Here is a 16,225-nt window from a genome sequence, read left to right as displayed (position 1 = left end):
GGACGAGGAGGAGACGACAATGGAAATGCCAAGCGTCAAGCCACAGAAGGAGCATGAATTCCTGTCGAGGCTCGTTGGTGACTGGGTGATGGTCGCCGGCCATGACGGATATGATCCTGATGATCCGAACCAGCGTTTTACCGAGACGGTTCGCTCCATCGGCGGATTGTGGGTCATCGGTGAAGGCAGTGGCAGGATGCCCGATGGCGACCAGATGACGGCCGTGATCACGGTCGGCTTCGACCCGGCCAAGGGCAATTTCGTCGGTACCTGGGTAGGGTCGATGATGACCAATCTCTGGGTCTACAAGGGCTGGCTGGAAGAGGACGGCAAGACCCTGACGCTGGAAGCGGAAGGCCCGGCCTTCGACGGTTCCGGCCGCACCGATACCTATCACGACGTGCTGGTGCTGCATGACGACAATCACCGCAGCTTCTCCGGCAGCGTCAGGCAGCCGGACGGCACATTCAAGACCTTCATGACATCGGAATTCCGCCGCAAGGCCTGAGGCCCTGCGAAAATTCACCCGACAACCACCGGCGCCGCCGCATCCTGCGGCGGGCGCTCGCCGAAACATACCCGCCAAACCCTCCATAGGAGACGACAATGTCCGATACACATGGAAAATTCATCTGGGTCGAGTTGATGACGCCCGACATGGAAGCGGCAGCCCGCTTTTATGGTCATGTCGTCGGCTGGCAGACCAAGGATTTCGGCTCGCCGGAAATGCCCTATCTGGTGCTGGAGGCCGATGGCAAGGGCATGGGCGGCGTCATGGAGCTGACCGACGAGCACAAGAGCCAGGGCATTCCCCCGAACTGGACCGCCTATGTCGATGTCGACGATGTGGACGCCACGGCGAAACAATTCGCTGAAAAGGGCGGCGCGGTCAGACGTCCGCCGCAGGATATTCCCGAAATCGGCCGCTTCGCCGTGGTCGCCGATCCCTTCGGTGCGGTGCTCTGCATCATGACGCCGCTGCCGATGGAAACCGGCGGTTTCCCCGAGGATATGCAGGAAAAGCAGGGCCATGTCGGCTGGCACGAGCTCTTCACCGATAATGTCGATGAGGCCATGGCCTTTTATGGCGATGTTTTCGGCTGGACCAAGGACCATGATTTCGACATGGGCGACATGGGCCCGTACCGCATCTTCGCCTACAGGGGCAAGGCCGTCGGCGGCATGATGAAACGCATGCCGCAGGTCCCCGTCTGTCACTGGGGTTATTACTTCAATGTGGACGGTATCGATGACGCCATCACCCGCGTCAGCACCGGTGGCGGCAAGGTCGTCAACGGTCCGATGGAGGTTCCCGGCGAAAGCTGGATCGTCAACTGCGTCGATCCGCAGGGCGCTTATTTCTCGCTGGTTTCGCAGAGGAAATAGCCCTGTTTTCTAACAATCTGCCGGGGCTCGCTCCGGCAGACTACCGCTCTCTCGACAGGCGGACGTGATCGATGAAGGCGCGCAGCTTCGGCGCAAGATTGCGGCGGCTGGGATAATAGAGATAAAATCCCGCAAAGCTCGGGGAGTGGTCTTCCAGCATGGAAACCAGCTGCCCGCTCTCCAGATAGGGGCGGAACGTTTCTTCCATGCCGAATGTGATGCCCGCACCGGCGCAGGCCAGCTTGATCATCAGCTGCATGTCGTTGGTGGTGAAGGCCGGCTCCACCGCCACCGCGATTTCGCGGCCGTTTTCCGCAAATTCCCACCTGTATGGCGCCACACCCGGACGGGGTCGCCAGCCGATACACCTGTGCCCTATCAATTCGCGGGGCTGCGCCGGCAGGCCGAAGCGGTCCCGATAGTGCGGCGAGCAGACGGCGAGCTGCCGCTGCGGAGCGGAAACTGGAACCGCAATCATGTCCTGCGCGATCAGCTCTCCAAGACGCACGCCGGCATCGTAGTGCTCGGCGACGATATCGAATTCCTCGTCCGTCACGACGATATCGAGCTGCACTTCGGGATGTATTTCCGCAAAGCGTGCAAGCAATGGCCCGGATAAAAAGCGCTCGGCTATCGAGGACACCGCAAGCCGCAACTGCCCGCGCACGGCGCCGCCCAGGGACGACGCGGCATTGGCAGCCTCAACGAGATTGCCGATGGATGGCGAGACATCCGCATAAAGCTGCTGTCCCGCTTCCGTCAGGCTGACGCTGCGCGTCGTGCGCTGCACCAGCGCTATTCCCATCGTTTCTTCAAGCTTGCGGATGGTCTGGCTGACGGCGGAGCGGGTTACGCCGAGCCTGTCTGCAACGGCGCGGAAGTTGCGTTCATCGGCAACCATGCAGAATGTCGAAAGCGCGTTGAGATCGATGTTCATTGGTTAGAAATTCTACCCATTGAGGTTATGATTGAGGCGGTTATCACGACAATGCCCAAGCTTTATCTTGTCTGCAATGGCCGCTTCCAGAAAAAGCCGGCCGTAACACCAAGGAGAAAGCCATGACATTGAACAAAGTCGTTCTCATCACAGGTGCATCGAGCGGGATCGGTGAGGGTATCGCAAGGGAACTGGCCGCCGCCGGGGCAAAGCTGGTGCTGGGCGCGCGCCGCATGGACCGCTTGCAGGCGCTTGCCGAAGAATTGCGCGGGAAGGGCGCCGAGGTCGTCATCCAGCCGCTGAACGTAACGGACAGAAAGAGCGTCGAGGCCTTTGCGGAGGCCGGTCGCAAGGCGTTCGGGCAGGTCGACGTCATCGTCAACAATGCCGGCATCATGCCGCTGTCGCTGATGTCGTCCCTGAAGGTCGACGAGTGGGACCGCATGATCGACGTCAACATCAAGGGCGTGCTTTATGGCGTCGCCGCCGTTCTGCCCGAGATGACGGCCCGCGCTTCCGGCCACATCATCAACATCGCCTCCATCGGTGCGCTCGCCGTTTCGCCCACGGCTGCCGTCTATTGCGCGACGAAATTTGCGGTGCGGGCGATTTCGGACGGGCTGCGGCAGGAAAACCGTGACCTGCGTGTCACCTGCATTCATCCCGGCGTGGTGGAAAGCGAACTTGCCCACACCATCACCGATCCCGCCGCTGCGGAACTGATGCAGACCTATCGGGCCATCGCCCTGAAGCCCGACGCCATCGGTCGCGCGGTGCGTTACGCCATCGAGCAGCCCGACGATGTGGACGTCAATGAGATCGTCGTCCGACCCACCGCCGCCTGAGGAGAGCGAGATGAAAGCGATTTTTCCGACGGTGCTTGCGATTGCCATGCTTGCGGCAAGTGCCGCCATCGCCAATCCGCAACGACTGGATGACAGGCTGAAGCGTGGCGATGAAGTCGTCCGCAGCCTCAACAATGGCCAGCCCCAGTCCAATCTGGAACGTCTGCGGCAGGAGTTTCCTTTCCTTGCCGATGCGACCGAAGGCTACGCCCTGGGGGAGGTATGGTCCCGGCCGGGTCTGGACAACCGGACCCGCCAGCTTGCCGCCGTTGCGGTCATGGCGGCCCTTGGCGAGCGTGATCTGATGAAGGTCCATGCCGGTTATGCGCTCAATGTGGGCGCAACCGACGAAGAGCTGAAGGAAATGGTCTATCTGATCACCGTTCCCGCAGGTTTTCCCAAAGCCATCGCCGCATCCCGCACGCTTGCCGAGCTGTTCGAGGAACGCCGCGCCAACGCCGCATCGGGAGGGCAAAGGCGATGAATATTGTTTCGACATCCGTTGCGCTTCTGCTCGCAACGGCTTCCGCCGATACGGGTTCCAGCAAAGCGAGCAACGCCATGGACGTGAATATGACCGAAACGTCTCAAACCCGGAACCACCCCTATATCGGCATGTGGGTCACCGGCGATGGCCACATTCGCCAGGAACTTCTGCCCAATGGCCGGTATGACGAGGCGCGGGGCAACCGCAAAAGCGCCTATCGGGGACGGTATGAGGTGAAGGGAAACCATATCGACTATTGGGACGATACCGGCTTCACCGCCGACGGCGAATTCGTCGGCGATGTGCTTTATCACGGTGGCATGATCTTCTATCGCCAGAAGTAACGTCCCGCCAATCACGCGGCGCCCGCCCCATCGAGGGCGGGCGGCGTATCCGTTTTTATCGCTTCAAACTACCCAGAATCCCGCGCACGATGGCGCGGCCGACCGAGGTGGCAACCGAGCGGGCAGCGCTTTTCATTGCCGCCTCGATCACCGTTTCGCGCTGGTATCCGGTCTTGCGTGCGCCGCCATTGCGCGAGCCGGTGGAGGCCGGTGCGGGTTCTTCATCGCCGAAGCCGGGCAGGCGCCAGCGGCCGGAAGCGCTTTCGGACTGGCTGGAGGCGTTTTCTTCTTCCGCACGTCTGGCGGCTTCTGCATCGGCAGCCTTCTGGGCGCGGGCGGCGAGGATTTCGAAGGCCGATTCCCGGTCGATATCCTTGTCATATTGCCCGGCGACGGGGCTCACATCGATCAGGGACTTGCGTTCCGCATCGGTCAGCGGCCCGACACGGCCCGATGGCGGGCGTACCAGCGTGCGCTCGACGATGGAGGGAGCGCCCTTGTCGTGCAGGGTGGAAATCAGCGCCTCACCGGTGCCGAGCGTGGTGATGGTGTCGGCAGTGTTGAAGGCCGGGTTCTGGCGGAAAGTGTCGGCCGCGGTGCGCACCGCCTTCTGCTCGCGCGGCGTATAGGCGCGAAGCGCGTGCTGCACGCGGTTGCCGAGCTGGGCGAGAACGGTTTCCGGCACGTCGAGCGGGTTCTGTGTCACGAAATAGACGCCCACGCCCTTGGAGCGGATGAGCCGCACCACCTGTTCCACGCGTTCCACCAGCACCCGCGGCGCGTCGTTGAAGAGCAGATGCGCCTCGTCGAAGAAGAACACCAGACGTGGCTTTTCCGGATCGCCCACTTCCGGCAGCTCTTCGAACAGTTCCGAAAGCATCCAGAGCAGGAAGGTGGCGTAAAGGCGCGGGTTCATCATCAGCCGGTCGGCGGCGAGAACCGAAATCGTGCCAACCCCATCCGTGCCCACACGCATGATGTCGGCGATCTTCAGCGCCGGTTCGCCGAAGAAATTCGCCGCACCCTGCTGTTCGAGAACCAGCAGCCCGCGCTGCAGCGAACCGACCGAGGCCTTGGAAATCAGGCCGAACTGGTTGGAAAGCTCGGTTGCGTTTTCTCCCATATAGTTCAGGAGCGATTGCAGGTCCTTGAGATCGAGCAGCGGCAGCCCGCCCTGATCGGCGATCTTGAAGGCGATGTTGAGCACGCCTTCCTGCGCTTCCGAGGCATCCATCAGCCGGGCAAGCAGCAACGGCCCCATTTCGGCGATGGTGGCGCGGACGCGATGGCCTTTTTCACCGTAGAGATCCCAGAAGATCACCGGCGATTTGCCATAGGCAAAATCGGTGAAGCCGATCTGTTCGGCGCGCTTCTGCACCCAGTCCTTGGCTTCGCCCTGCGCGGCGATGCCGGAAAGGTCGCCCTTGATATCGGCGCAGAAAACCGGCACGCCGGCCTTGGAAAAACCTTCGGCCAGCACCTGCAACGTCACCGTCTTGCCCGTTCCCGTCGCGCCGGTGATGAGGCCGTGGCGGTTGCCGAATTTCAGTTCCAGATATTCGCCCTTGTTCAGGCTGTCGTCCGGATTGCGGCTGGTCCCGATATAGAGCTGTCCGTCCTGCAACATCGACCATTTTCTCCTGCGGCTGGTGCATGACCCTTAAAATCGCGGTGGATTTTGCAAAAGTCATGTCCGAATTAAAAGCGTAGCTGGCATGCGATGACCGTTCCTCGCGAAAGCGGCCTTTTCATAGTTTGGTTGTGATGATCTTATAAGGACAGTTTCAAGGCGCAACAACTGCTTGATGGCGATGAAGAAAAACCGCTTGATGAAAGTTGCCGCACCTGACCCTGGCCGCTTGAATGCGGCATGATATTGTTTTACGTTGACGTTAACGTCAGTTATTCGATGTTGGCGTCGTTTTTCAACAGGAGGCAAGAATGAACGAAGTCGTGAGCCAGATCGCCGAGAAGGCGGGAATCAGCCCCGAACTGGCCGAAAAGGCCATTGGCATGATTCTCGGTTTTCTTCAGCGTGAGGCGGAAGACGGCCCGATCGCCCGCATGATCGAAGCCATTCCCGGCGCCAGCGAACTGGTGGCGCAGTATAATGGCGAAGGTGCCGGCGGCGGCGGTCTGCTCGGCGGCCTGATGAGCGCGCTCGGCGGCGGCGGCATCATGGGGCTGGGCCAGCAGCTGATGAGCCAGGGCCTCGGCATGAGCGAGATTTCCACGCTCGCCAAGGAAACCATCTCCGTTGCCCGCCAGCATGCGGGCGATGAGGTTGTCGATCAGGTGATCGCCTCGGTTCCGGGCCTCAGCCAGTTCGCCTGAGGCGAAACTACTCCATAGCGGGGCGCGGCGGCTGTTCATTGAACAGGCGCCGCGCCTCTTCTATTTCGGCATGGTGCGTTTCCGCCCATATCCACACGCCGCAAAAGGCGCTGCCCAGCGTGCGGCCGAGGTTCGTCAGGCCGTAATCCACATGCGGCGGGATGACGGGATGCACGGTGCGGCGCACCAGCCCGTCGCTTTCCATCTGCCGCAGCGTTTTCGTCAGCATCTTCTGGCTTATATTGCCCACCAGCCTGCCGATCTGCGTGAAGCGCAGCGTGCCGTGCTCTTCAAGCACTTCCAGAATGAGCATCGTCCATTTGTCCGCCACTTTCGCGATGATGTCCTGAACCAGCGCCTCTATTGCCGGATCGGTATCCGTGGGCGGCGGAACCTTGCGCCGGCTTTCGATGGCGGGGTCGGCGGCGGCGTGCCGTTTCATCTTACACTCTCCTTTGGGTAAGTATAAATCTTTTGGGTGCCTACTTTCGATTGGAGAGTATCATAGCTAACTTCCTTTCAGCCAACAAGCAAAGGATGCTCCAATGAAAATCGCTGATAACACCATTCTCATCACCGGCGGCGGTTCCGGCATCGGCCGGGCGCTGGCGGATGCGTTTCACAAGGCCGGCAACCGGGTCATCATTTCTGGCCGCCGCAAGGCCGTGCTCGACGAGGTGACGGCCGCCAATCCCGGCATGGCCTCGATGGTGATGGACGCGACGGACGCCGCAGGCATCCGCGCGTTTGCCGAAGCTCTGGTAAAGGCCCATCCGACTCTCAACGCCGTCATCAACAATGCCGGCATCATGCGGCCGGAAGACATCGCCGCGGCACCGGATTATCTCGACACGGCGGAAGAAACCATCGCCACCAATCTTCTCGCACCCATTCGCCTGACGGCGGCGCTTTTGCCGCATTTCCTCAAGCAACCCGCAGCCACCGTGCTGACGGTTTCTTCCGGCCTCGCCTTCGTGCCCATGGTGCTGACCCCCACCTACAGCGCCACCAAATCGGCCATCCATGCCTATTCGGTCGCGCTGCGCGAGCAGCTGAAGGAAACGCCGGTGGAGGTCATCGAAATCGTGCCGCCCTATGTGCAGACGACGCTGATGGGCGAGGGGCAGGCGAGCGACGAAAGGGCCATGCCGCTCGACGCCTTCATTTCCGAGGTGATGGATATTCTTGAAAATCGTCCGGACGAGAAGGAAGTGGTGGTGGAACGCTGCAAGCCGCTGCGTTTCGCCGCGCAGAACGGTAATTTCGATCAGGTCTTCGCCATGATCAACCATATGCATCCGTAAACGGCCGCGTCTGTCACATGGGGCCATCCTGTGATAGCGTCGCGCTCTAATCTGCGGAGCGCGCGCTTTCATGGCCCAAGGCCGGTTCCTGATGCCGAAAACCATTCTGCCCGGTGTCGTCGCCGTGGCGGCGGATAGCGACCGTTCCTTTCCGCGCCACATGCACGATCAGTTCGGTATCGGTCTCATCGAACGCGGCGCGCAGAAATCGCTCTCCGGCCGCGGCATGGTGGAAGCGGGCGCCGGCCATCTCATCACCGTCAATCCGGGCGAGGTGCATGACGGTATTCCGCTCGGGGAGGGCGGCCGCGCCTGGCGGATGCTCTATCTCGACATCGATATCGTCCGCGACGCCATTGCCGATATCGGCGAGACGGATCGCGGCGCGTTCGAATTCGCCTATCCCGTCGATATCAGGCCGCTGGCAAAGCGGTTCAACGCTGTCTTTGCAGCCATGACGGCAAGGGAACGGCCGGGCGAAACCCTTCGTGGCGACGAGACCCTGCTGACGCTTCTGGCGGGGGCGATGGAGACGGCGGCGAAGCCGGGCGAAATCGCCGCACCCGAGAATATAAAGCGGGCGAAAAGCCGCATCGACGACGAGCCCTTCCGGCCGTTCCGCCTTGCCGATCTCGCCGCAGAGGCCGGCATGAGCCAGTTCCGCTTCCTGCGCGCTTTCGCCAGGGCCACCGGGCTCACGCCGCACAGCTATCTTCTCCAGCGGCGTGTCCATGTGGCACGCCATGCACTGGCCAGAGGCACGCCGCCCGCCGAGGCGGCCTTTGCCGCCGGTTTTGCCGACCAGAGCCATCTGAACCGGTTCTTCGTGCGGCAATTCGGGGTTACGCCGGCGGTTTACCGGGCGGCGCTTTCGTAGATTCTTTCTCCGCCCTCATTCCTGTGCCTGTCACAGGAATCCAGCCAGCCCAAGTCCTTGGGCTGAAAAGAGTCCTCCCGCCGCGCAGACGCGCGTCGACTGGATTCCTGTGACAAGCACAGGAATGAGGACGGAGTGGGCTGGCCGATACCGTAACCCACCACTTCGGCGCGCGCCGACGAGCGTCTGTGCCGCAATTTCATCCAAGACACCCCACCCCACGCACCCTCATGCTCCTGTCCTCCACCCCAAGAGGACACACCCGCACCATGACACCCGAATTCCTCATCACATCCTTTATCGTCGCCGCCTCTCCCGGAACCGGCGTGGTCTATACGCTCGCCGCCGGTCTTTCGCAGGGGGCAAGGACGAGCGTCGTTGCGGCCTTCGGCTGTACGCTTGGCATCGTGCCGCATCTGCTCGCTGCCATCACCGGCCTTGCCGCCATCCTGCACACCAGCGCGCTCGCCTTCGGTGCGGTAAAGTATCTGGGGGTCGCCTATCTCCTCTACATGGCGTGGAACACGCTGCGGGAGGACGGTGCGCTGAAGATCGACGATACGAGGGAGCCCCGGAAGGCCGCCCGTATCATCGGAGAGGCGATCCTCATCAATTTGCTGAACCCGAAACTGTCGATCTTCTTTTTCGCCTTCCTGCCGCAGTTCATCGCAGCGGATGAGGCTTTGCCGACATGGCGCATGATCGATCTCGGGCTGATCTTCATGGCCATGACGTTTCTGGTCTTTGCGCTTTATGGCTGTTTCGCCGCCTCGGTCCGGCGGCAGGTGGTGTCGCGCCCGGCGGTCCTCGCCTGGCTGCGGCGCAGCTTCGCGGCCGCTTTCGTGGCGCTGGGCGCGAAGCTGGCCCTGACCGAGCGGTGAGACGGCTCCGTCGCCTCAGTCGTCCCAATCGGGCGCGAGGTGGCCGGGATTGACGATGCGGCCATTCGGTTTGGCCAGCGCGTGGATCGCCCGCATTTCCTCTTCCGTCAGCGCAAAATCGAAAACATCGAAATTCTCCTTGAGACGGCTTTCCGTCGCCGTCTTGGAAAGCGCCACGATATCCGGCTGCTGCACCGCCCAGCGCAGGGTCACCTGCGCGGCGGTCTTGCCGTGTTTTGCGCCGATATCCTTCAGCACGGGATCGTTCGGCACCTTGCCATCGGCCATCAGATAATAGGCCGTCACCGACATCCCGTGCTTGCGCGCGGCCGAAATCACCTTCGTCTGGTCGAGATAGGGGTGATATTCAATCTGGTTGGTGGCAAGCGGCGTGTCGGACAGATTCACCGCCTCTTCGGTCAGCGCCACATTGAAGTTGGAAATGCCGATATTGCGCGCCTTGCCGGCCTTGCGCACCGCGTTCAACGCGCCGATGCGCTCGGCAAGCGGCACATCGCTCTTCGGCCAGTGCAGCAGCAACAGATCGACATAATCGGTCTTCAGCTTCGCAAGGCTTTCATCGACGGAAGCGAGAAAATCGTCGTGGCGGAAGCGATCCACCCAGACCTTGGTGGTCAGGAAGATATCGTGGCGGGAAATGCCTGACTGAGCGATGACCTCGCCGACGGCGCCTTCGTTCTTGTAGACCTGCGCGGTATCGACATGGCGGAAGCCGAGTTTCAGCGCTTCCGGCAGAATGCGCCTGACATCGTCTTCCGGAATGCGGAAGGTGCCGAAACCGAGGGCGGGAATATTCGCGCCATTCGCGCTGACGTCATACATGGGATGTCTCTCCTGTTTGCTGAAAACATGGCCGGCGCGGGATGCCGGGCGTAGGAAGCCGTCTTTCATTAACTGGTGTCCGCGCGATCGGTTTCAACCCGGCGGGACGATATCACATCAGCACGTAATCCACCGGGCGCGGATCGGCCGGCAGATCGGTCTCGCCCATCGCCTCGCGCAGATTGATCTCGATGGTGGTGGCGAGCGAATTGATCGGCAGCGCATTGAGGCCGGTGCCGAAGGGGTCCTCCAGCTCGTCGGACAGCGCATCGAGACCGAAGAACGTATAGGCGATGAGCGTGGCGGTAAACGGCGTGGCCCAGCCGAGCAGATCCGTGAAACCGAACGGCAGCAGCAGGCAGAACAGATGCGCGGTGCGGTGAAGCAGCAGCGAATAACCGAAGGGAACCGGTGTCTGGCGGATGCGCTCGCACGAAGCCTGCGCGGCCCCCATCTGCTGCACGGTGGCATCCAGCATCTGTAGCTGGATATCGCTGATCTGCCCCTTGCCATGGGCGGAGACGACGGCGCCGGATATTTCGCGCAGCAGCATGTCCGGCCGGTTGCGGCTGCGGTCGTAAATATCCCTGAGATCATCCGGAACGAGGCTGGCCGCAGTGGCGGTTGCATCGCCGGGGCGCAGATGCGAAACCAGCGCGTGGCAGAAGGCGATGGCAAGATCGGTAATCCGCCGGCGGGTAACGGGATCGGCGACATCCTGCCGGCTGTCGAGCATGAGGCTCTGGCGTGAAAGCGCGCGGGCGACGGTAATCAGCGCACCCCATTGCTTGCGGGCTTCCCACCAGCGGTCGTAACAGGCATTGGCGCGAAAACCGAGAAACACCGAAAGCGCGATGCCGAGCAGCGAAAAAGGCGCGCCGTTTAACGCCTGCACCAGATCCGGCCGGTCCTTGTGCGCCCAGACAACCAGCGTCGACAGCAGGAAAACCGCAAGCACCTGCGGAAAGATGCGGACGATGATGGAGCCGCGCACGATGAGGAAAAGCTGCAGCAGGTTCGGTTTTGGACGAACGATCATGGCGGAAACTCGAAATGCCTGTGGCGGATGGGAGGGGCGTGAAAGAGCCTGACCCTATCTACATGCTGGCGACGCGGCCTTGTCCACCCTTTTTTGCATGGTTGCACCCGGCGGCTGGCGGCGCTACGCGTCTATCGCCGGGATCGTCAACGCCACGGTCTGGCTATGGGGCGGAAGGGAATATCGCGTGTCACGCTCACAACGGCTTCTCGATCTGTTGCAGATACTGCGCTCCCACCGCATGCCGGTCAGCGGCGCGGCGCTTGCCGCGCAAACCGGCGTCAGCCTGCGCACGCTCTACCGCGACATAGCGACGCTTCAGGCGCAGGGCGCTGATATCGAAGGCGAGGCGGGCGTGGGTTATGTGCTGCGCCCCGGTTTCCTGTTGCCGCCGCTGATGTTTTCGCAGCAGGAAATCGAGGCGCTGGTTCTCGGCTCGCGCTGGGTGGCTGGCCGCGCCGATGCGGGATTGGCGGAGGCCGCCCGCGCCGCGCTCGTCAAGATCGGCGCCGTGCTTCCCGATGCCCTGCGCGAGGAACTCGAACATTCCACCCTGCTTGTCGGTCCGGGGCAGGGCCTTGCCGCCATCCATGTCGATCTGGCCGCCATTCGCGATACGATCCGTAAGGAAAGCCGGGTCGTCATCACCTATCGCGATGAAAAGGGAGAGGTGACGGAACGGGTGATCTGGCCCTTCGCGCTCGCCTTTTTCGATCTGGTGCGGGTGGTGCTGGGCTGGTGCGAGACACGGCAGGACTACCGCAGTTTCCGGGCCGACCGCATCGAAGATTTCCGCCCTCTCGACAGCCGTTATCCGCGCCGACGCCAGGCGCTGCTGAAAGAATGGCGCGAAAGGGAAAAACAGCGGCGGCGGCATCATGCTGACAAAAACTGACAGCAGCGGGGTCTAGAAACCGTTCATCCGCAACACAGGAGAACAGCCATGACCCACCCCGATTTCACCATCCTTTACGTCGACAACCCGCCGGCCAGCACCGAATTTTACAAGGCCCTGCTGGGTGCGGAGCCGGTCGAAGCCTCGCCGACATTCTCGCTTTTCGTGCTTCAGAACGGCATGAAGCTCGGCCTCTGGTCGCGGCACACCGTGGAGCCGAAAGCATCCGTCACGGGCGGCGGCGGCGAGCTTGCCTTCCGCGTTGAAAACGATGCGCGGGTGGACGAGATTTTTGCGGATTGGAAGGCGAAGGGCATCGACATGCTGCAGCAGCCGGCAGGCATGGAATTCGGCTACACCTTTACCGCCGCCGACCCCGACAACCACCGCCTCAGGGTCTATGCTTTCGCGGACTGAAGCTACTTCTTCACCGCCACCACAAAAAGGCGGGGAAAGCGCAGAAGCAGGCGGCCGTCCGCCATCGGCGGATAGGCCGCCGTGATGCGCCGCGTATAGTCGGCGAGGAAGGCTTCGCGGTTTTCCTCACCGGCGGCGGTGAGATAGGGGCGCAGGCCTGTACCCTTGACCCATTCGACGATGCTTTCCGCATCCTTCATCGGATGATTATAGATGGTGTGCCACACATCCACCCGCGCGGATTTCGGCGTCAGCGCATCGAAATAATCCGAAGGCGCGGGCAGGGGTTTGCGGCGCAGCCTGCCATCTGCAAACGTGTCCTTCCAGGAACCGTTCGCTCCGGTCTCCTCCATGGCGCGATGTGTCGGCTCCTGCAGATTGTCGGGCATCTGCACGGCCAGAACGCCGCCGCTTTCCAGCTGGTCCATCAGTTGCGAAAGAACGGTGAGATGATCCGGCACCCATTGGAACACGGCATTGGCGTAAAGCAGGTCTGCCTTCTGCGCCGGCTTCCACTGGGAAAGATCGGCCTTGCCGAAGCGCGTGGTCGGCAGCCGGTCCGCCGCCTTTTCCAGCATGTCGTCATCGCTGTCGATGCCGGTAATGACATTGACGCCGTAACGGTCGGTCAGAAGCTCGGTGGAATTGCCGGGGCCGCAGCCGAGGTCATAGCCATTCAGCACCCGCTCCAGCGGCACCTGCGCCAGAAGATCACGCGCGGGACGCGTCCGCTCGTCTTCGAATTTCAGATATTGGTGGGCGGACCATGCCATGATTTTCCTCCTGCAAAATGCCGTCAGATCGCCAGCATCGCATGGGGCAAATCGCGCCGCCATCATCCGACGCATGAATTATTGTGATGAATCTATTCATCAACCTTTTGTTTCGCCTCATAAAACGTGCTCACGGGGCCATCGCTTTGTTATTTTCCATCAAAATCAGAAATCGCTGCAATTAAAACTTGACCTCGTCCGGGGAGAGGCATTCACTCCCGCCGATTTCCAGAACATGCCCCGTTGAGCGCGCGCAGCGCTCTTCATCCGGCAATGCATCAGAACAAAAAAGACGGAGCGTTTTTACCGAACGAAAACGCTTGAGACAGGAGACCACCATGAGCGTCGATACCGCACCCCGATCAACCACCTGGACCTATGTTGACGGTCAATGGCTGCCCGGCAATCCGCCGCTCATCGGCCCGACCTCGCATGCCATGTGGCTGGCGTCGACGGTGTTTGACGGCGCACGCTGGTTCGATGGCGTCGCGCCCGATCTCGATCTGCACTGCCAGCGCGTCAATCGCTCCGCCGTCAATATGGGCATGAAGCCAACCATGACGGCCGAGGAGATCGAGTCCCTGGCGCTGGAAGGCGTCAAGAAATTCGACGGCAAGATGGCGATCTACATCAAGCCGATGTACTGGGCCGAACATGGCATGCCCGGCAGCGTCGTGGCGCCCGATGCCGGCTCCACCCGGTTTGCGCTTTGCCTTTTCGAAGCGCCGATGGATGCCGGCAAGCCGCTGACGCTCACCGTTTCGCCGCTGCGCCGCCCTTCGCCGGAAACCGCCATGACCGATGCCAAGGCCGGCAGCCTCTATCCCAATAGCGGCCGCGCCATTCTGGAAGCACGCTCGCGCGGTTTCGACAATGCCCTGATGCGCGACATGAACGGCAATGTCGCCGAATCCGCCTCCGCCAACATCTTCATGGTCAAGGACGGCGTTGTCCTTACCCCGGTTCCGAACCGCACTTTCCTTGCCGGCATCACCCGTTCGCGCGTGATCGGCCTTCTGCGCCAGGCCGGTTTCGACGTGCGCGAAGCGACGCTTTCGGTCGAGGATTTCCGCGAGGCCGATGAAATCTTCTGCTCCGGCAATTATTCCAAGGTTTCGCCCGTCGTGAAGCTCGATGATCGCGAATTGCAGGCAGGCCCCGTCGCCCGCAAGGCGCTCGATCTCTACATGGACTGGGCGCGTCTCGGCGCGGATGTTTAAAACGGAGTTTCGAAGATAAATCCAGGGTTGGATATGGTGAGGAACTAGCATCCGCACTTCGTCACCCCGGACTAGATCCGGGGTCGAGGCCCGCACCTGAAGCTGGCGCGGGCCTCACCGTTTCCGCACATCCGGCAGCGCAGCGGCAAGCGCCCGCAGCGGCGCGGTCATATGTTTGTCGCGCCGCATCGCCAGCGCGATCCGGCGCTCCAGCGGCGGTTCGAGCGAGCGCCATTCGAGCCCGGATGCCGCGCCTTCATACTCCATCGCCATGCGCGGCACGATGGCAAGGCCAAGGCCCGCACCTGCGAGCTTCTTGATCGCCTCGACACTGCCCAGTTCCATGGCGGGCTGCACGGTGCGGCCGCTTGCCGAAAACCATTGATCCACCAGCCGGCGCGTATTGCCGCCCTCGTAAAGCAGCAGCGGCCGCGCCGAAAGCGTCTCGGCGTTGAGCGCCGTTGCGTCAGAGATGGAGCCTTGCGGGAAAACCGCGACCAGCTCGTCGAGATGGATATCGCTGATATCGAGGCTGCGGCCGCTGGCGGGCAGGGCCACCACCGCCGCATCGATGGTATTGGCCTCCAGAAGCCGGAGGATATCGTGGGTATTGCCGGTCTGCACGACGATCTCGATGCCGGGCATGGCCTGCCGGATTTTGCCCAGCACCGGCGGCAGCAGATAGATGCAGGCGGTGGCGCCGGTGCCGATGCGAAGGCGTCCCGTCACCCCGCTGCGATGCGGCGCTACGGTATCGATGGCATGCGCCACTTCTTCCGCAATCCGCCTTGCATGGATGAGAAAATCGCGCCCCGCCGCCGTCGGCTGCGCGCGCCTGCCGACCCTTTCGATCAACCGCACGCCGAGCTGTTTTTCAAGCAGCCTTATATGCAGGCTGATGGCTGGCTGCGTCAGCCCCGCCTTGTCGGCGGCGGCGGAAAAACTGCCGAGATCGGCCACATCCATGAAGCTGCGCAGCTGCCGCAGGTCGAGGTCCATCATCAAAGAAAACCTTATCGTTTGTATAAGACAGATAATCTTTATTTTGGCTGCGCCGCAATGCACAATGACGGCGTGAATGATCCGCAGGACAAGAGAATGACCCTTTCCACCGTTTCCAGCCTTACGATCCGCCCCTGCGAAGAGGCGGATATTCCAGCCATTGCCGAAATCTACCGGGACGCCGTGCTGCACGGCCGCGCGAGCTTCGAGATCGATCCGCCGAGCGCGGAGACGATGCTCGAGCGCCGCCGCCTTCTGGTGGAGGGCAATTACCCCTATCTCGTCGCCGAATGCGATGGAAAGATAGCCGGATATGCCTATGCCGGCGCCTATCGCCCGCGCCCGGCCTATGGTGCGGCGGTGGAGAATTCCGTTTATATCGATCCGGCCATGAAGGGCATGGGCATCGGCCGCAAGCTGCTCGATGCGTTGATCGAGGCGGCGACGGCAGGCGGCTTCCGGCAGATGATCGCCGTCATCGGCGATTCGGCCAACGCCGCCTCGATCGGCGTGCACCGCGCCGCCGGTTTCGAACATGTCGGCACCTTCAAATCCATCGGCTGGAAACATGGCCAATGGCTTGATACGGTGCTGATGCAGCGTGCGCTGGGCGAGGGCGACACCACGCCGCGCTTTTGAAC

The 16,225-nt window shown here is 61.8% G+C and carries 20 protein-coding genes; 13 read left to right on the top strand and 7 right to left on the bottom strand.

Annotated elements, in window-relative coordinates:
- Positions 1-19 precede the first annotated feature (19 nt).
- Together ACQZ5G_RS05755 and ACQZ5G_RS05750 are read left to right on the top strand one after the other, a co-directional pair.
- Positions 20-508: a DUF1579 domain-containing protein gene (locus ACQZ5G_RS05755; protein WP_448737443.1), complete on the top strand. Its 489-nt coding sequence runs from the start codon at positions 20-22 to the stop codon at positions 506-508.
- Positions 509-606: 98 nt separating this feature from the next.
- Entirely contained in the window at positions 607-1,386 is a 780-nt protein-coding gene (locus tag ACQZ5G_RS05750; RefSeq protein ID WP_448737444.1) for a VOC family protein, read from the top strand.
- Between the two features lie 40 nt (positions 1,387-1,426).
- On the opposite strand, the gene ACQZ5G_RS05745 is transcribed toward ACQZ5G_RS05750, so the two are convergent.
- The gene (locus ACQZ5G_RS05745; protein ID WP_448737445.1) at positions 1,427-2,323 is read right to left on the bottom strand and encodes a LysR family transcriptional regulator; all 897 of its coding nucleotides are present in this window, start codon (positions 2,321-2,323) and stop codon (positions 1,427-1,429) included.
- Positions 2,324-2,445: 122 nt separating this feature from the next.
- On the opposite strand from ACQZ5G_RS05745, the gene ACQZ5G_RS05740 reads away from it, so the two are divergent.
- From ACQZ5G_RS05740 to ACQZ5G_RS05730, 3 genes are read left to right on the top strand one after another with little or no spacing between them, the layout of a single operon-like run.
- Positions 2,446-3,168, top strand: a complete 723-nt coding sequence (locus ACQZ5G_RS05740) for an SDR family oxidoreductase (protein ID WP_448737446.1) — start codon at positions 2,446-2,448, stop codon at positions 3,166-3,168.
- Positions 3,169-3,178: 10 nt separating this feature from the next.
- On the top strand, positions 3,179-3,652 hold the full coding sequence (locus tag ACQZ5G_RS05735) for a carboxymuconolactone decarboxylase family protein (protein WP_448737447.1): 474 nt from the start codon (positions 3,179-3,181) through the stop codon (positions 3,650-3,652).
- Complete coding sequence (locus tag ACQZ5G_RS05730) at positions 3,649-3,999, top strand: Atu4866 domain-containing protein (protein ID WP_448737448.1); 351 nt, start codon at positions 3,649-3,651, stop codon at positions 3,997-3,999. Before ACQZ5G_RS05735 ends, ACQZ5G_RS05730 begins: the two co-directional genes overlap by 4 nt.
- Before the next feature lie 55 nt (positions 4,000-4,054).
- Here ACQZ5G_RS05730 and ACQZ5G_RS05725 read toward each other — a convergent pair whose 3' ends face one another.
- The gene (locus ACQZ5G_RS05725; protein WP_448737449.1) at positions 4,055-5,626 is read right to left on the bottom strand and encodes a helicase HerA-like C-terminal domain-containing protein; all 1,572 of its coding nucleotides are present in this window, start codon (positions 5,624-5,626) and stop codon (positions 4,055-4,057) included.
- A gap of 314 nt (positions 5,627-5,940) precedes the next feature.
- Between ACQZ5G_RS05725 and ACQZ5G_RS05720 the strand changes: the two genes are divergently transcribed.
- On the top strand, positions 5,941-6,333 hold the full coding sequence (locus ACQZ5G_RS05720) for a DUF937 domain-containing protein (protein WP_003522244.1): 393 nt from the start codon (positions 5,941-5,943) through the stop codon (positions 6,331-6,333).
- A gap of 7 nt (positions 6,334-6,340) precedes the next feature.
- On the opposite strand, the gene ACQZ5G_RS05715 is transcribed toward ACQZ5G_RS05720, so the two are convergent.
- Positions 6,341-6,775: a winged helix-turn-helix transcriptional regulator gene (locus ACQZ5G_RS05715; protein WP_448737450.1), complete on the bottom strand. Its 435-nt coding sequence runs from the start codon at positions 6,773-6,775 to the stop codon at positions 6,341-6,343.
- Positions 6,776-6,878: 103 nt separating this feature from the next.
- Here ACQZ5G_RS05715 and ACQZ5G_RS05710 point away from each other — a divergent pair, with 103 nt between their 5' ends.
- The 3 genes from ACQZ5G_RS05710 (at position 6,879) to ACQZ5G_RS05700 (ending at position 9,395) form a co-directional block, all read left to right on the top strand.
- Positions 6,879-7,637 carry an SDR family oxidoreductase gene (locus tag ACQZ5G_RS05710; RefSeq protein ID WP_448737451.1) on the top strand — a complete coding sequence of 253 codons (759 nt, stop codon included), beginning with the start codon at positions 6,879-6,881 and terminating at the stop codon, positions 7,635-7,637.
- A gap of 70 nt (positions 7,638-7,707) precedes the next feature.
- Positions 7,708-8,514 (top strand): AraC family transcriptional regulator, encoded by an 807-nt coding sequence (locus ACQZ5G_RS05705; protein WP_448737452.1) that lies wholly within the window; start codon positions 7,708-7,710, stop codon positions 8,512-8,514.
- A 269-nt stretch (positions 8,515-8,783) separates the two neighbouring features.
- Positions 8,784-9,395: a LysE family translocator gene (locus ACQZ5G_RS05700; RefSeq protein ID WP_448737453.1), complete on the top strand. Its 612-nt coding sequence runs from the start codon at positions 8,784-8,786 to the stop codon at positions 9,393-9,395.
- Positions 9,396-9,410: 15 nt separating this feature from the next.
- Here ACQZ5G_RS05700 and ACQZ5G_RS05695 read toward each other — a convergent pair whose 3' ends face one another.
- Together ACQZ5G_RS05695 and ACQZ5G_RS05690 are read right to left on the bottom strand one after the other, a co-directional pair.
- Positions 9,411-10,238, bottom strand: coding sequence for an aldo/keto reductase (locus ACQZ5G_RS05695; RefSeq protein WP_448737454.1), 828 nt, complete (start codon positions 10,236-10,238; stop codon positions 9,411-9,413).
- A 112-nt stretch (positions 10,239-10,350) separates the two neighbouring features.
- Positions 10,351-11,277, bottom strand: a complete 927-nt coding sequence (locus ACQZ5G_RS05690) for a bestrophin family protein (protein WP_003522250.1) — start codon at positions 11,275-11,277, stop codon at positions 10,351-10,353.
- 187 nt (positions 11,278-11,464) lie between these two features.
- Between ACQZ5G_RS05690 and ACQZ5G_RS05685 the strand changes: the two genes are divergently transcribed.
- Positions 11,465-12,172 carry a helix-turn-helix transcriptional regulator gene (locus ACQZ5G_RS05685; protein WP_448737604.1) on the top strand — a complete coding sequence of 236 codons (708 nt, stop codon included), beginning with the start codon at positions 11,465-11,467 and terminating at the stop codon, positions 12,170-12,172.
- Positions 12,173-12,220: 48 nt separating this feature from the next.
- On the top strand, positions 12,221-12,589 hold the full coding sequence (locus ACQZ5G_RS05680; protein WP_448737455.1) for a VOC family protein: 369 nt from the start codon (positions 12,221-12,223) through the stop codon (positions 12,587-12,589).
- A 2-nt stretch (positions 12,590-12,591) separates the two neighbouring features.
- Here the strand turns inward: ACQZ5G_RS05680 and tam are convergent, their stop codons facing one another.
- Positions 12,592-13,362 carry a trans-aconitate 2-methyltransferase gene (tam, locus tag ACQZ5G_RS05675; protein WP_020813098.1) on the bottom strand — a complete coding sequence of 257 codons (771 nt, stop codon included), beginning with the start codon at positions 13,360-13,362 and terminating at the stop codon, positions 12,592-12,594.
- Between the two features lie 338 nt (positions 13,363-13,700).
- Here tam and ACQZ5G_RS05670 point away from each other — a divergent pair, with 338 nt between their 5' ends.
- Complete coding sequence (locus ACQZ5G_RS05670; RefSeq protein ID WP_059753963.1) at positions 13,701-14,582, top strand: branched-chain amino acid aminotransferase; 882 nt, start codon at positions 13,701-13,703, stop codon at positions 14,580-14,582.
- A 114-nt stretch (positions 14,583-14,696) separates the two neighbouring features.
- Here ACQZ5G_RS05670 and ACQZ5G_RS05665 read toward each other — a convergent pair whose 3' ends face one another.
- Complete coding sequence (locus ACQZ5G_RS05665) at positions 14,697-15,584, bottom strand: LysR family transcriptional regulator (RefSeq protein WP_448737456.1); 888 nt, start codon at positions 15,582-15,584, stop codon at positions 14,697-14,699.
- Between the two features lie 96 nt (positions 15,585-15,680).
- Here ACQZ5G_RS05665 and ACQZ5G_RS05660 point away from each other — a divergent pair, with 96 nt between their 5' ends.
- A complete protein-coding gene (locus tag ACQZ5G_RS05660; RefSeq protein WP_035239208.1) occupies positions 15,681-16,223 on the top strand; it encodes a GNAT family N-acetyltransferase in 543 nt (180 codons plus the stop codon).
- Positions 16,224-16,225: the final 2 nt, after the last annotated feature.

The sequence above is a fragment of the Agrobacterium sp. 22-214-1 genome, assembly GCF_053522465.1.
The sequence above is the reverse complement of the archived record's forward strand: the minus strand, read 5'-3'. Positions and strand labels throughout refer to the sequence as shown.

Bases quoted from the DNA above. Each gene is read 5' to 3' on its own strand.
- ACQZ5G_RS05755 (WP_448737443.1), top strand. From the start codon at position 20: ATGGAAATGCCAAGCGTCAAGCCACAGAAGGAGCATGAATTCCTGTCG.
- ACQZ5G_RS05750 (WP_448737444.1), top strand. From the start codon at position 607: ATGTCCGATACACATGGAAAATTCATCTGGGTCGAGTTGATGACGCCC.
- ACQZ5G_RS05745 (WP_448737445.1), bottom strand. From the start codon at position 2,323: ATGAACATCGATCTCAACGCGCTTTCGACATTCTGCATGGTTGCCGAT.
- ACQZ5G_RS05740 (WP_448737446.1), top strand. From the start codon at position 2,446: ATGACATTGAACAAAGTCGTTCTCATCACAGGTGCATCGAGCGGGATC.
- ACQZ5G_RS05735 (WP_448737447.1), top strand. From the start codon at position 3,179: ATGAAAGCGATTTTTCCGACGGTGCTTGCGATTGCCATGCTTGCGGCA.
- ACQZ5G_RS05730 (WP_448737448.1), top strand. From the start codon at position 3,649: ATGAATATTGTTTCGACATCCGTTGCGCTTCTGCTCGCAACGGCTTCC.
- ACQZ5G_RS05725 (WP_448737449.1), bottom strand. From the start codon at position 5,626: ATGTTGCAGGACGGACAGCTCTATATCGGGACCAGCCGCAATCCGGAC.
- ACQZ5G_RS05720 (WP_003522244.1), top strand. From the start codon at position 5,941: ATGAACGAAGTCGTGAGCCAGATCGCCGAGAAGGCGGGAATCAGCCCC.
- ACQZ5G_RS05715 (WP_448737450.1), bottom strand. From the start codon at position 6,775: ATGAAACGGCACGCCGCCGCCGACCCCGCCATCGAAAGCCGGCGCAAG.
- ACQZ5G_RS05710 (WP_448737451.1), top strand. From the start codon at position 6,879: ATGAAAATCGCTGATAACACCATTCTCATCACCGGCGGCGGTTCCGGC.
- ACQZ5G_RS05705 (WP_448737452.1), top strand. From the start codon at position 7,708: ATGGCCCAAGGCCGGTTCCTGATGCCGAAAACCATTCTGCCCGGTGTC.
- ACQZ5G_RS05700 (WP_448737453.1), top strand. From the start codon at position 8,784: ATGACACCCGAATTCCTCATCACATCCTTTATCGTCGCCGCCTCTCCC.
- ACQZ5G_RS05695 (WP_448737454.1), bottom strand. From the start codon at position 10,238: ATGTATGACGTCAGCGCGAATGGCGCGAATATTCCCGCCCTCGGTTTC.
- ACQZ5G_RS05690 (WP_003522250.1), bottom strand. From the start codon at position 11,277: ATGATCGTTCGTCCAAAACCGAACCTGCTGCAGCTTTTCCTCATCGTG.
- ACQZ5G_RS05680 (WP_448737455.1), top strand. From the start codon at position 12,221: ATGACCCACCCCGATTTCACCATCCTTTACGTCGACAACCCGCCGGCC.
- tam (WP_020813098.1), bottom strand. From the start codon at position 13,362: ATGGCATGGTCCGCCCACCAATATCTGAAATTCGAAGACGAGCGGACG.
- ACQZ5G_RS05670 (WP_059753963.1), top strand. From the start codon at position 13,701: ATGAGCGTCGATACCGCACCCCGATCAACCACCTGGACCTATGTTGAC.
- ACQZ5G_RS05665 (WP_448737456.1), bottom strand. From the start codon at position 15,584: ATGATGGACCTCGACCTGCGGCAGCTGCGCAGCTTCATGGATGTGGCC.
- ACQZ5G_RS05660 (WP_035239208.1), top strand. From the start codon at position 15,681: ATGACCCTTTCCACCGTTTCCAGCCTTACGATCCGCCCCTGCGAAGAG.